Origin of the sequence: Streptomyces sp. NPDC048255 (assembly GCF_040652415.1) — a bacterium.
GTDB lineage: Bacteria > Actinomycetota > Actinomycetes > Streptomycetales > Streptomycetaceae > Streptomyces.
Window position 1 is genome coordinate 18,237 of sequence record NZ_JBEZMA010000003.1, and the last position, 13,323, is coordinate 31,559.

The window sequence follows — 13,323 nt, forward strand, 5'->3', positions numbered from 1 at the left end:
GTAGTAAGACCCTGGCAAGGGCGGCCCGCCAGGGTAGCGTCGCCGCATGGACGTGCGTTGGGAAGAGGCGGGCTGGGAACGGCTGACCGGGCGGGCCGGCCGCAGGCGCCTGCCGGTGTGGGATTGCACGGCGGGGCTGGTGGTGGGGGACGACTCGGTGCTCCTGATCGACCCGGGTTCCTGCCTCCGGGAGGGGGCGGAGCTGCGGGAGCAGGCGGAGCGGCTGACGGGCCGCCGGGTGACCCATATCGCATTCACCCACGGACATTTCGACCACGTCCTGGGGGCGGCCGCCTTCTCCGGGGCCGAGGTGTTCGGGGCGGTCGGCCTGGACACGGTGCTGTCCCTGGGCCGCGAGGAGCTGCGCGAGAGCGCGGTACGGCACGGGCTGGCGGAGTCCGAGGCCGCCGAGGCGACGGCCTCGCTGGTGGTGCCGCGCCATCCCGTCTCGGGCGAGTGGACGCTGGACCTCGGCGGGCTGCAGGTGCTGCTGGCCAACGTGGGACCGGGCCACACCGGGCACGATCTGGCGGTCTTCGTGCCGGGCGGGCGCGAGGTGGTCTTCTGCGGGGACCTGGTGGAGGAGTCCGGCGAGCCCCAGGCGGCCGACGACGCGGCGCCGCGGCAGTGGCCCGCCGCCCTGGACCGGCTGCTGTCCCTGGGCGGGGAGGACGCGCTGTACGTACCGGGTCACGGAGCGGTGGTCACCGCGGGATTCGTACGTGAGCAACGCGCCACACTGGCGGCCCGTTTCGGCGTGTCGGAGGCATGACGGCCGGGGCTCTCCTACTGTCGGCCGGATGCGCGAGTACTCCCCCGACCTGACCCCGCAGTGGAAGCGCCCCAAGGCCGTGCCGGAGGTGGCTGCGGAGCCCGACCTGGTGGTGGAGGTCGCCGGGACGGACTTCTGCGGCGCGGTGGTGGCCTGCGAGGCGGGCACGGTGACCCTGGAGGACCGCTTCGGCAAGCGGCGGGTGTTCCCGCTCCAGCCGCGCGGCTTCCTGCTGGAGGGGGCCGTCGTCACCCTCACGCGCCCCTCGCGCGGCCCCTCCGCGCCCCGTCTGACCGCCTCGGGCTCGCTCGCCGTCCCGGGGGCCCGGGCGCGGGTGGCGCGGGCCGGGCGCATCTACGTGGAGGGCCGCCACGACGCCGAGCTGGTCGAGAAGGTCTGGGGCGACGACCTGCGCATCGAGGGCGTGGTGGTGGAGTACCTGGAGGGCATCGACGACCTCCCGGCCGTCGTCGCCGAGTTCGCCCCGGCCCCCGACGCCCGCCTGGGCGTCCTGGTGGACCACCTGGTCCCGGGCTCGAAGGAGTCCCGCATCGCGGCTTCGGTGACCTCCCCGGACGTCCTGATCGCGGGCCACCCGTACGTGGACGTCTGGCAGGCGGTGAAACCGTCCGCGCTGGGCATCTCCGCGTGGCCGGTGATCCCGCACGGCCAGGACTGGAAGACGGGCATCTGCCGCGCCCTGGGCTGGCCGGAGAACACGGGCGCCGCGTGGCAGCACATCCTGTCCCGCGTGACGTCCTACAAGGACCTGGAGCCGACCCTCCTGGGCCGCGTCGAGGAGCTGATCGACTTCGTCACTGTCGGCGGTACCGCTTGAACTTCGGCAGAGTGCCGAACTCGCCGGTCTCCAGCTTGAGGTCCAGGACGGGCAGCGGGACGGGCTCGCCGAACTGCGTCCTACGTTCGACCTTGTAGTCGGCGTCCTCCCCGGTCCCGGCCGGCTCGGTGAGGAGCAGGCACTCCGCCTCGAACGGATCGATGATCAGGTATGCGGGGACCTGGCCCGCCGCGTACATGGAACGCTTGATGCCGTAGTCAGCGACGGAGCTGTTCTTGGACACGACCTCGACGAGGAGCGTGATGGCCGGGGCGGGCACGAGCCTGCCTGGACCGTCGAAGGCGCCGTGCTCGACGACCACGAGATCCGGCTGCGGCTCCGAGGGCTCGCCGGGGATCGCGATGTCCTGCGTCTGCACCGGATACCACTTGTCGAGTGGAATCTGCTTTTGCACATGCAGGACGATCAGGTTGTGGACCCAATCGGGCCCGGCCATCATCACGATGTCCCCCCTGAGGAGCTCCGCCTTGAACCCTTCGGGGACCTCCAGGTCCTCGAAGGCTTGGACGGCATCCGTGATCAGCCGGTCATCCACAGCGGTCATCTCCGTGGTCCTCCGCATCCTGCCGCCGTCACTTACGGTGGCAGCCTAGGAACAGGATAGGCAGGCTCCTACCGATCCCGCCCGGATTCACCCGCGCGAGTGGTCAGTCCACCAGGTCCCGGACCACCGCATCCGCCAGCAGCCGCCCCCGAAGGGTCAGCACAGCCCGGCCCGCCTCGTACGGCGCGGCATCCAGCAGCCCGTCCGCGAGGGCCTTGCGGGACGCGGTCAGCCCGGCCGGTGCGAGCAGGGACAGCGGGACGCCGTCCACGAGGCGCAGCTCCAGCAGGATCCGCTCGACCCGCCGGTCCTCCTCCGACAGGAGCTCGCGCCCCGCTCCTGGGGAGCGCCCCTCCGCCAGGGCCGCCGCGTAGGCGCCCGGGTGCTTCACGTTCCACCACCGGACGCCGCCCACGTGCGAGTGCGCGCCCGGACCCGCGCCCCACCAGTCGGCGCCGCGCCAGTACAGCTCGTTGTGCAGGCAGCGCCCGGCCTCGGAGGTGGCCCAGTTCGACACCTCGTACCAGGAGTACCCGGCCTCCGCCATGACCGCGTCCGCGATCAGGTAGCGGTCGGCGTGCACGTCGTCGTCGGTCATCGGGACCTCGCCGCGGCGGATCCGGCGGGCGAGCTGGGTGCCCTCCTCGACGATCAGGGCGTACGCCGACACGTGGTCGGGCCCGGCTCCGAGGGCCGCGGACAGGGAGTCGCGCCAGTCCTGGTCCGTCTCGCCCGGCGTCCCGTAGATCAGGTCCAGGTTGACGTGCTCGAAGCCCGCCGCGCGGGCCTCCGCGACGCAGGCCTCCGGGCGGCCCGGGGTGTGCGTGCGGTCGAGCACCTTCAGGACGTGCTGCTTGGCGCTCTGCATGCCGAAGGAGATGCGGTTGAAGCCGCCGGCCCGCAGCTCGGCCAGGTATTGCGGGTTCACGGACTCCGGATTGGCCTCGGTGGTGATCTCCGCGTCCTCGGCCAGGCCGAATTCGTCCCGGATCGCCGCGAGCATCCGCACCAGGTCACCGGCGGGCAGCAGCGTCGGCGTACCGCCGCCGACGAAGACGGTGCGCACGGCCCTCGGGTCGTCCCCGAGCACCTTGCGCGCGAGGCGGACCTCGTCGATCAGGGTGTCGGCGTAGTTCTCCCGCGAGGCGAGCACACCGCCGGTACCCCGCAGCTCGGTGGCCGTGTAGGTGTTGAAGTCGCAGTACCCGCAGCGCGTGGCGCAGTACGGGACGTGCAGGTAGAACCCGAGCGGCCGCTCCCCGGCACCCGCCAGGGCATGCGACGGCAGCGAGCCGTCTTCGGGCATGGGTTCACCGTCGGGCAGTGCGGAAGGCATACGCCCATTCTCCCGCACCCGGCGCCCAACCCAGCCCCGCCCACAATCCAGGCCCGCGCAAAACCCAGCCCCGCCGGCGTTTGAGGCGCGGGGTCTGGGGCGGAGCCCCAGGAAGCGGCCCGCAGGGAAGCACGCCCCGCAGACCCCACCACCCGGGGCCCTACCGCCCGGGCCCACCCGTACCCCGCCCGGCAGGGCAGAGGCGGGGTCCGCGGGGCGGCGCAGCCGGCCGCCCCGCCCCGCCGAGCCCGCGGCAGGCGTCACGCCTCGCGCGAGCCCTCGTACATCTCGTCGATCAGGTGCTTGAACTCACGCTCGACCACCGGCCGCTTCAGCTTCAGGCTGGGGGTCAGGTCCCCGTGCTCGACGTCCAGGTCACGCGGCAGCAGCCGGAACTTCTTGACCGTCTGCCAGCGCTGGAGGCCCTCGTTCAGGGTCTGTACGTACGTCTCGATCAGGCGGTTGGTCTCCGGCGCCGCCAGGACCTCCCCGTACGTCTTGCCCTCCAGCCCGTGGCCGGCCGCCCAGCCCAGGATCGACGGCTCGTCGAGGGCGATCAGGGCCGAGCAGAAGTTGCGGTCGGCGCCGTGCACGACGATGGACGACACGTACGGGCAGATCGCCTTGAACTGGCCCTCGATCTCCGCAGGGGCGACGTACTTGCCGCCCGAGGTCTTGATCAGGTCCTTCTTGCGGTCGGTGATGCGCAGGTAGCCGTCGGCCGAGAGCTCGCCGATGTCGCCCGTGTGCAGCCAGCCGTCGGACTCCAGGACCTCGGCGGTCTTGTCCGGCAGCCCGTGGTAGCCCTGCATGATGCCGGGGCTGCGCAGGAGGACCTCGCCGTCGTCGGCGATGCGGACCTCGGCGCCGGGGAGCGGCTTGCCGACCGTGCCGGTGCGGTAGGCCTCGCCCGGGTTGACGAAGGAGGCGGCGCTGGACTCGGTCAGGCCGTAGCCCTCGAGGATGTGGATGCCCGCGCCGGCGAAGAAGTAGCCGATCTCGGGCGCCAGGGCGGCGGAGCCGGAGACGGCCGCGCGCAGCTTGCCGCCGAAGGCCTCGCGGAGCTTGGAGTAGACGAGCGCGTCGGCGATCTTGTGCTTGGTGGTGAGGCCGAAGGGGGCGGTCGCCTGGCCGGTGCGCCGGAAGTTGTCCTGCGTGACCTTGGCGTACTCCCGCGCGACGCCGACCGACCACTGGAAGATCTTGTACTTGGCGCCGCCGGCGGCGCGGGCCTTGGCGGCCACGCCGTTGTAGACCTTCTCGAAGATGCGCGGAACGGCGGCCATGTACGTCGGCTGCACGATCGGCAGGTTCTCGATGATCTTGTCGACGCGGCCGTCGACGGCGGTCACGTGCCCGGCCTCGATCTGCCCGGAGGTCAGCACCTTGCCGAAGACGTGGGCCAGCGGCAGCCAGAGGTACTGGACGTCGTCCTTGTTGAGCAGGCCGGTGGCGACCATGGCCTTGGCCATGTACGACCAGCTGTCGTGCGGCAGCCGGACGCCCTTGGGGCGGCCGGTCGTGCCCGAGGTGTAGATGAGGGTGGCGAGCTGGTCGGCTGTGATGGACCCGATCCGCTCGTCGACCGCCTCGGGGTGCTTGGCGAGGTACTCCTTGCCGCGCGCCTCCAGGTCGGCGAGCGAGAGCACCCAGCCCTCGGGGTCGCCATCGGCGGCCACCGCGTCGGCGGCGTCCAGGACCACGACGTGGGCGAGGTTCGGCAGGTCGGCGCGGCGCTCGCGCGCCTTCGCCAGCTGCTTGGCGTCCTCGGCGATGAGCACCCGGCTCCCGGAGTCCGAGAGGATGAACGCCGACTCGTCCGCGTTGGTGCTGGGGTAGATGGTGGTGACCGCGCCGCCGGCGCACATCACCCCGAGATCGGAGAGGATCCACTCGACCCGGGTGTTGGAGGCGAGCGCGACGCGCTCCTCCGCTTGCAGGCCGAGGGCGATCAGCCCGGCGGCGATGGCGAAGACCCGCTCGGCCGCCTGGCCCCAGCTGAGCGACTTCCAGTCGTCGGCGCCCTGGCCGCCGGACGCGGGCACCGGGAACCGGTAGGCCTCGTCGTTCGGCGTCGCAGCGACGCGCTCAAGGAAGAGCACCGCCACGGTGGGCGGGCGGTTCTCGAGATAGGTCTGTGTGTCGCTCACGACATCCTCCGGACCGATCCACGCGGCAGTGCGTGGGCGTGGGGCGCTTGGGGGGCGCTTGGGACTGGCGAGTTTGTAACTGGCGAGTAACCGTCGAGCAGTGATCAGACTAGAGGCCGTCCGGCGTACGCGTAAGAGCCCGCAAGCGGCCGGTTCATAACGAAACAGGCCCCCGCGCCTGTGCGCGGGGGCCTGGTCGCGTCGGGTGACGGCGGGGCGGCTACTTCTTCTTGCCGCCGGACTCGTCGCTGGACAGGACGGCGATGAAGGCCTCCTGCGGGACCTCCACGGAGCCGACCATCTTCATCCGCTTCTTGCCTTCCTTCTGCTTCTCCAGCAGCTTCCGCTTACGGGAGATGTCACCGCCGTAGCACTTGGCGAGGACGTCCTTGCGGATGGCGCGGATCGTCTCGCGGGCGATGACGCGGGAGCCGATCGCGGCCTGGATCGGCACCTCGAAGGCCTGCCGCGGGATGAGCTCGCGCAGCTTGGCGACGAGGCGCACGCCGTAGGCGTAGGCGGCGTCCTTGTGCGTGACGGCGGAGAAGGCGTCGACCTTGTCGCCGTGCAGCAGGATGTCGACCTTGACCAGGCTGCCGGACTGCTCGCCCGTGGGCTCGTAGTCGAGGGAGGCGTAACCGCGCGTCTTGGACTTCAGCTGGTCGAAGAAGTCGAAGACGATCTCCGCGAGGGGAAGGGTGTAGCGGATCTCGACCCGGTCCTCGGAGAGGTAGTCCATGCCGAGGAGGGTGCCGCGGCGGGTCTGGCAGAGCTCCATGATCGCGCCGATGAACTCGGTCGGGGCGAGCACGGTGGCCCGGACGACCGGCTCGAACACGTCCGAGATCTTGCCCTCGGGGAACTCGCTCGGGTTGGTGACGGTGACTTCCTTGCCGTCCTCCATGACCACCCGGTACACCACGTTGGGCGCGGTGGCGATCAGGTCGAGGCCGAACTCGCGCTCCAGGCGCTCGCGGACCACGTCCAGGTGGAGCAGGCCGAGGAAGCCGACGCGGAAGCCGAAGCCGAGCGCCGCCGAGGTCTCCGGCTCGTACACGAGCGCGGCGTCGTTCAGCTGGAGCTTGTCCAGGGCCTCGCGCAGGTCCGGGTAGTCCGAGCCGTCGAGCGGGTACAGGCCCGAGAAGACCATGGGCCGCGGGTCCTTGTAGCCGCCGAGGGCCTCGGTCGCGCCGTTGTGCAGGCTGGTGATGGTGTCACCGACCTTGGACTGACGGACGTCCTTCACGCCGGTGATGATGTAGCCCACCTCGCCGACGCCGATGCCGTCGGCCGGGGTCATCTCCGGGGAGGAGACGCCGATCTCCAGCAGCTCGTGCGTGGCGCCGGTGGACATCATCCGGATGCGCTCGCGCTTGTTGAGCTGGCCGTCGACCACACGTACGTAGGTCACGACGCCGCGGTACGAGTCGTAGACCGAGTCGAAGATCATCGCGCGGGCCGGGGCGTCCTTGGGTCCGACCGGGGCCGGGACCGTGGCGACGATCTTGTCGAGCAGTGCGTCCACGCCGAGACCGGTCTTCGCCGAGACGCGCAGGACGTCCTCGGGCTGGCAGCCGACCAGGTTCGCGAGCTCCTCGGCGAACTTCTCCGGCTGGGCGGCCGGCAGGTCGATCTTGTTCAGGACCGGGACGATCGCGAGGTCCTTCTCCATCGCCAGGTACAGGTTGGCGAGGGTCTGCGCCTCGATGCCCTGGGCCGCGTCCACCAGGAGGACCGTGCCCTCGCACGCGGCGAGGGAGCGCGAGACCTCGTAGGTGAAGTCGACGTGCCCGGGGGTGTCGATCATGTTGAGGACGTGGGTCTTGCCCTGGTCCTCGCCCGTGGTGGGCGCCCAGGGCAGCCGGACCGCCTGGGACTTGATCGTGATGCCGCGCTCACGCTCGATGTCCATGCGGTCGAGGTACTGGGCGCGCATCTGCCGCTGGTCGACGACACCGGTGAGCTGGAGCATCCGGTCGGCAAGGGTCGACTTGCCGTGGTCGATGTGCGCGATGATGCAGAAGTTGCGGATCAGCGCCGGGTCGGTACGGCTCGGCTCGGGCACGTGGCTGGGGATCGCGGGCACGCAGTGTCCTGATTCTCGGGTCGCAGTCGGAAGCGTTTGCGGAGCGTCGGTCGGAGCGGAGGTCCGGCTCCCGTCGCCCTCGGCGGCGTGATGTCGGACCTGTGCGCAGACTCCCATGGTCCCATGGACGGGGCAGTGCGCTCGGTTTGGGCCGCCAGGAGCGTGCCTGGTAGCCTGGGCAGCTGTGTCTCGTATGCCCTCTCAGCTGTCGAGGCACGATCCGAAGAACAAAACTCTGAACCTGAAAAGGCTCTTTCGTGGCGAACATCAAGTCCCAGATCAAGCGGAACAAGACGAACGAGAAGGCGCGCCTGCGCAACAAGGCCGTCAAGTCCTCGCTCAAGACCGCGATCCGCAAGGCCCGCGAGGCCGTCGTCGCCGGTGACGTCGAGAAGGCCACCGTGGCTTCTCGCGATGCCGCGCGTGCGCTCGACAAGGCTGTCTCGAAGGGTGTCATCCACAAGAACGCCGCCGCCAACAAGAAGTCGGCGCTGGCCTCCAAGGTTGCCTCCCTCCAGGGCTGAGCTCCTGATGTGATCGCCGGGTAGGGATCCAGCGGGCCCTCTCTCCCGCTCCTGACCGGCACCCCGCGCCGCACACGAAGCGTTCGCCACGCGGGTGCGGCGCAACCAAGCAGTGACCGAAGGCCCCGGCCTCCACCCTTCCCCAGGGTGGTCGCCGGGGCCTTCGCGTTGTCCGGCCGACCCCCTCGTCACCTGGTGACCGCGGCGAGCACGGTGGAGGTGAGGACCTCGGGGGCGTCCTCGGGGTCCATCCGGCCGGCCTGGACCTCGGCCGCGGCCGCGTGGACGAGGCTGTAGACGACCGTGACCAGCCAGTCCGCGGACAGGTCCGACCGCAGCTCACCGGCCTCCTGCCCGCGCAGGACGAGCCGCCGGACGGGCGCGAGGATCCGCTCGTGGCGCTCGCGCAGCCGCTCGGGCGGGAGCGCGGCGGAGACGGCGGCGAAGACGGCGGAGTGCCGGTCGAGGAGGCGCCAGGAGGTACGGACGAGCTGCCGGAGCTCCCCGGCGGTGCCTCCGGGACGGTCCGGAACGTCCGCGCCGTCGGGGGCGCCGGGGCTGCCGGAGCCCTGGCTCGCGAGGCCGTCGAGGGCGGCGGCCGCCTCGGCGACGGCCCGGTCGAGGGCGGCGTCGAGGAGCGCCTCGCGGGTCGGGAAGTGGGAGTAGAGCGTGACCCGGCTGACGCCCGCGGCGCGGGCGATGGCGGCCATGCTCGCCTGCGGGTCGGCGAGGAAGCAGTCCAGGCCCGCGTCGACGATCGCGGCGGTGTTGCGCTCCGCGTCAGCGCGGCGGGCCCGGGAGCCGGGTCGGGTGGCATCGGAAACCATGAGCCCAAACTTAACACCCCTGTTCACATTCCACCGGAGGCCCTGCATACTCAATCCCTAACGCCTATGTAAAGTTTAGGAGTGGTCCCGTCATGCCTCCGCACACCGAGCACGGCCACAACGCCCACGCCCACGGGCACGAGCACGGGCACGCCCACGCCGACGGACACGAGCACGAGCGCGCCCACGGGCAGGGAGGCCCCGCAGCCGCGGCGCACCCGCACCCGTACCCGCACCCGCACCCGCACCGGTGGCGCCTGCTCCTCCTCCTGTGCCTGGCCCAGTTCCTGCTCATCGCGGACGTCACGGTGGTGAACGTGGCCCTGCCCGCCATCGGCGGCGACCTCGGCCTCTCCGCGTCCGGGCTCACCTGGGTCGTCACCGCGTACACGCTGTTCTTCGGGGCCCTGCTGCTGGTCGGCGGGCGGCTGGCGGACCGGTTCGGGGCCCGGCGGATGTTCCTGACGGGGCTGACGCTCTTCACCGCGGCCTCGGTGGCGTCCGGGCTCGCCGCGGGCGGCGGCACCCTGATCGCCGCGCGGTCCGCCCAGGGGGTCGGCGCGGCGCTGCTCTCGCCCGCCGCGATGGCCCTGGTCATGGCGCTGTTCCAGGGACCGGCGCGGCACAAGGCCCTCGGCGCCTGGGCGGCGGTCGGCGGCGCGGGCGCGGCCGTCGGCGTCCTGCTCGGCGGGCTCCTGGCCGACGGGCCCGGCTGGCGCTGGATCTTCTACGTCAACCTGCCGGCCGGAACGCTCGCCCTGATCGCCGTCCCGCTGCTGCTGGGGCCCCCGCGCCACACGCCTGGTGGCCAGGCACAGCGCCGGACCCGCGTGGACGTGCCGGGAGCCCTCCTGCTGACGGCGGCTTCGGCCGCCCTCGTCTACGGCCTGGCCGAGCGCTCCTGGCCCTGGCTCGCCGCGGCCGTGGCGGCGGGTGCGGCGCTGGCCCTGGTCCAGCGCCGCACCCGGCACCGGCTGCTCCCCGCCGCGCTGCCGGGCCGACGCGCCCTGCTGGGCGGCAGTGCGGTGATGCTGGGCGCGGCCGGGCTGCTGGTCGCCGGGTTCTACCTGAGCTCCCTGCACATCCAGCACACCCTCGGGCGGAGCCCGCTGGTCACCGGCCTGGCCTTCCTGCCGGTCGCGGTGGCCGTCACGGCGGGGGCGCACCTGGGCGGTCGGGCGGTCTCCCGCTTCGGCTGGCGCCCGGTCGGCGCGGCGGCCTTCGCCCTGGCGGCGGCCGGAGCCGCCCTGGCGCCGACGGGCGGTCTCTGGACGGGCCTCGTCCCCGGCTTCGCCGTACTCGCCCTGGGACTCGGCGCGGCCTTCGTCTGCGCCACGACGGCCGCGCTCTCGGAGGTCGCCCCCGAACACTCGGGCCTCGCCTCCGGCCTGGTCGGCACCTCCCACGAACTCGGCGCGGCCCTCGGCGTGGCCGCCCTCGCCTCGGGAAGCTTCACCGCCCTGCCCTTCCCGGCGCTGGCCCTGGCCCTCGCCGCGGCGGCCCTCCTCCCGACGGGCCGCCCCTCTCCCACGGCAGCCCGCGCGATGGCCCACTGAACCCGCGCTCTGACCCTCGAAGCCCCCGGGTCCCACACCTCCCGGTGCGGTGCACCGCAAGGCGGAGGATCGCAGCACGCACCCACCCGTACTCGCGCGCCCCGACAACCCACCGAGGCGCCGTGCCGCGCGGCACGGGCCGCCGAAGACCGCCCGGGCAGGACCGCAGGGGTGTCCGCAAAGGAGCGCCGGCCACCCGGAGAGCGGCCGTGGTGAGGCACCCCTAGGGGGTGCCTTGCCGATCAGGCCGGATCAGCCGGGGTCGTCCGGTGCCGTGCATCGCAAGGCGGAGGCTCTCCCGAGTACTGGACACACTCGGGAGACCCGACAACGCGGCGGGGCGCGGTGCCGGCGGCGCGGGCCCGGCAAGATCCGACAGAAACGACCTAGTGCTGTGACCGGAAAGGTTCACCGGGTCGCGCCGCCCGGCAAACCTTTCCGGCCACAGCACTAGCGGCGCTGGGGGCGGGCCGCGCGGGCGACCGCCACGACCGCCTTCTCCAAGGCGTACTCGGGGTCGTCGCCGCCGCCCTTGACCCCCGCGTCGGCCGCGGCCACGGCGCGCAGGGCGTCCGAGACGCCGTCCGCGGACCAGCCGCGCATCTGCTGGCGGACCCGGTCGATCTTCCACGGCGGCATGCCCAGGTCCCGGGCCAGGTCGCCGGGGCGGGCCCCGCGGGGGGCGGAGGCCAGCTTGCCGATCGCACGCACCGCCTGGGCCAGCGCGCTGGTGATCAGGACCGGCGCCACCCCGGTGGACAGCGACCAGCGCAGGGCTTCGAGGGCCTCGGCCGCACGGCCTTCCACGGCCCGGTCGGCGACGGTGAAGCTGGAGGCCTCGGCCCGGCCCGTGTAGTAGCGCCCCACGACGGCCTCGTCGATGGTGCCCTCGACGTCCGCGCACAGCTGCGCCGCCGCGCTCGCCAGCTCGCGCAGGTCGCTGCCGATCGCGTCCACGAGGGTCTGGCACGCCTCGGGGGTCGCCGACCGGCCCAGCGTGCGGAACTCGCCCCGCACGAAGGCCAGCCGGTCCGCCGCCTTGGTCATCTTCGGACAGGCGACCTCCCGCGCGCCCGCCTTGCGCGCCGCGTCCAGCAGGCCCTTGCCCTTGACCCCGCCCGCGTGGAGGAGGACGAGGGTGATCTCCTCGTACGGCGCGGCGAGGTACGTCTTGACTTCCTTGACCGTGTCCGCGGAGAGGTCCTGCGCGTTGCGCACGACCAGGACTTTGCGCTCGGAGAAGAGCGAGGGGCTCGTCAGCTCGGCCAGCGTGCCGGGCTGGAGCTGCTCGGAGGCGAGGTCGCGCACGTCCGTGTCGGCATCGGCGGCGCGGGCGGCCGCCACCACCTCCCGTACGGCACGGTCGAGCAGCAGGTCCTCCTGCCCCACCGCGAGGGTGAGCGGGGCAAGCGGATCGTCGGTGGGGTTCTTCCTGGTGGCCATCGCCTCCAGCATCCCACGCCGCACTGACAGTCCCCCGCCCCGCGGCCCCCCTCACCCGATACCTGAGAATGGTCCGGTGAACGTGCGACATGTACTCGTCCTGCCCGACCGCGACGCCGCCGAGGAGGTGGCGCAGGAGGCCGCCGACCGCTTCGGCCTCCCGGAGGAACCGCAGTTGGTGCGCGACGCCCTGGCCGGTGAGGACGACGCCGAGGACGCCCAGTGGCTGGTGGTGGTCGAGGACCCGCAGGGGAAGCTCGACGCCACCGCGCTGGACGGCCTCGCCGCCGAGTACGAAGGCTGGCTGGAAGCCCCGTAGAGCGTTCAGGCCTTGTGCACGATCTGGACGTCCAGCGCCACTTCCACGCTCGAACCGATCGCCGCGATCCCGTGGGCCAGCATCGACTGCCAGTTCAGGGTGAAGTCCTCGCGCTGCAGTTCCGCGGTGGCCCGGCAGGCGGCCCTCGGCTCGCCCTCCATGCCCGTGCCGAGACCCAGGTACTGGGTGTCCAGGGTCACCGAGCGGCTGACTCCGTGGAGGGTGAGGGCGCCCGCGACGGCCCAGCGGCTGCCGCTGCGGTGGATGAACCGTTCGCTGTAGAACTCCACCGTGGGATGCCTGGCCGCGTCCAGGAAGTCGGCGGACCGCAGGTGGTCGTCCCGCAGCCGCACCCCGGTGTCGATGCTCGCCGCATCGATGATCACGTGCATGGAGGAGTCCTCCATGCGCTCGGCTATCCGTACCGCCCCGGCGAAGGTGTTGAACCGGCCGCGGATCCGCGCGAAGCCGATGTGCCGGGCCGAGAAGCCGATCGAGGAATGCGTCGGGTCGAGCTCCCAGTGACCGGGCTGCGGGAGCAGCGGGGGCTCGACGGCGTCGAGGATGATCTCCCCGGTGCCGGGCTGCGCCGGGTCGCCCACGAGCGTCGCCCCGTGGAAGGGGGCGTACCCCTCGGCGGTGACGGAGAGGCGGTACTCCCCCTCCGGCATGGCCGCCGTGAAGCCGCCGTACGGGTCGGTCTCCCCGCTGACGACCCGTCGGCCGATCGGATCCGTCACCTCGAACTTGGCCTGCCGGACCGGCTGGTGGACCGTGTCGAGGACTCTGCAGCTGAGCAGACGCGCCGTCGGCGGCAGCGTCAGTGTCGCGGATGTCTGTGGGCTGGAACTCCCGGCCGACTCCATCCCCCGTCGGCGACCGAACATGGCTGATGCACCCCCGTGCT

General features: G+C 72.3%; 12 protein-coding genes. 5 read left to right on the forward strand and 7 right to left on the reverse strand.

Features of this window, described 5'->3' with window-relative positions; genetic code table 11:
* The first annotated feature begins 46 nt into the window (after positions 1–46).
* Together AB0D94_RS04030 and AB0D94_RS04035 are read left to right on the forward strand one after the other, a co-directional pair.
* Complete coding sequence (locus AB0D94_RS04030) at positions 47–772, forward strand: MBL fold metallo-hydrolase (protein WP_362045090.1); 726 nt, start codon at positions 47–49, stop codon at positions 770–772.
* A 28-nt stretch (positions 773–800) separates the two neighbouring features.
* A complete protein-coding gene (locus AB0D94_RS04035; protein ID WP_362045092.1) occupies positions 801–1,610 on the forward strand; it encodes a DUF3097 domain-containing protein in 810 nt (269 codons plus the stop codon).
* Here AB0D94_RS04035 and AB0D94_RS04040 read toward each other — a convergent pair.
* The 4 genes from AB0D94_RS04040 to lepA all read right to left on the reverse strand — a co-directional run bounded on the left by AB0D94_RS04040 (position 1,588) and on the right by lepA (position 7,747).
* Complete coding sequence (locus tag AB0D94_RS04040) at positions 1,588–2,175, reverse strand: Uma2 family endonuclease (protein ID WP_362045094.1); 588 nt, start codon at positions 2,173–2,175, stop codon at positions 1,588–1,590. The genes AB0D94_RS04035 and AB0D94_RS04040 overlap by 23 nt on opposite strands.
* A gap of 103 nt (positions 2,176–2,278) precedes the next feature.
* Positions 2,279–3,511 carry a radical SAM family heme chaperone HemW gene (hemW, locus tag AB0D94_RS04045; RefSeq protein WP_362045097.1) on the reverse strand — a complete coding sequence of 411 codons (1,233 nt, stop codon included), beginning with the start codon at positions 3,509–3,511 and terminating at the stop codon, positions 2,279–2,281.
* A gap of 260 nt (positions 3,512–3,771) precedes the next feature.
* Positions 3,772–5,661, reverse strand: a complete 1,890-nt coding sequence (locus AB0D94_RS04050) for an AMP-binding protein (RefSeq protein ID WP_362045100.1) — start codon at positions 5,659–5,661, stop codon at positions 3,772–3,774.
* Between the two features lie 220 nt (positions 5,662–5,881).
* Complete coding sequence (gene lepA, locus AB0D94_RS04055) at positions 5,882–7,747, reverse strand: translation elongation factor 4 (protein ID WP_362045103.1); 1,866 nt, start codon at positions 7,745–7,747, stop codon at positions 5,882–5,884.
* A gap of 257 nt (positions 7,748–8,004) precedes the next feature.
* On the opposite strand from lepA, the gene rpsT reads away from it, so the two are divergent.
* Complete coding sequence (gene rpsT, locus AB0D94_RS04060; protein WP_069920239.1) at positions 8,005–8,271, forward strand: 30S ribosomal protein S20; 267 nt, start codon at positions 8,005–8,007, stop codon at positions 8,269–8,271.
* A gap of 188 nt (positions 8,272–8,459) precedes the next feature.
* Here the strand turns inward: rpsT and AB0D94_RS04065 are convergent, their stop codons facing one another.
* On the reverse strand, positions 8,460–9,098 hold the full coding sequence (locus tag AB0D94_RS04065; protein WP_362045108.1) for a TetR/AcrR family transcriptional regulator: 639 nt from the start codon (positions 9,096–9,098) through the stop codon (positions 8,460–8,462).
* 92 nt (positions 9,099–9,190) lie between these two features.
* On the opposite strand from AB0D94_RS04065, the gene AB0D94_RS04070 reads away from it, so the two are divergent.
* Positions 9,191–10,654, forward strand: a complete 1,464-nt coding sequence (locus tag AB0D94_RS04070; protein ID WP_362045111.1) for an MFS transporter — start codon at positions 9,191–9,193, stop codon at positions 10,652–10,654.
* Positions 10,655–11,104: 450 nt separating this feature from the next.
* Here the strand turns inward: AB0D94_RS04070 and holA are convergent, their stop codons facing one another.
* Positions 11,105–12,097 (reverse strand): DNA polymerase III subunit delta, encoded by a 993-nt coding sequence (gene holA / locus AB0D94_RS04075; protein ID WP_362045114.1) that lies wholly within the window; start codon positions 12,095–12,097, stop codon positions 11,105–11,107.
* 76 nt (positions 12,098–12,173) lie between these two features.
* Between holA and AB0D94_RS04080 the strand changes: the two genes are divergently transcribed.
* Complete coding sequence (locus AB0D94_RS04080) at positions 12,174–12,416, forward strand: hypothetical protein (protein WP_362045116.1); 243 nt, start codon at positions 12,174–12,176, stop codon at positions 12,414–12,416.
* A gap of 5 nt (positions 12,417–12,421) precedes the next feature.
* On the opposite strand, the gene AB0D94_RS04085 is transcribed toward AB0D94_RS04080, so the two are convergent.
* Positions 12,422–13,282, reverse strand: a complete 861-nt coding sequence (locus tag AB0D94_RS04085) for a YceI family protein (RefSeq protein WP_362045768.1) — start codon at positions 13,280–13,282, stop codon at positions 12,422–12,424.
* Positions 13,283–13,323: the final 41 nt, after the last annotated feature.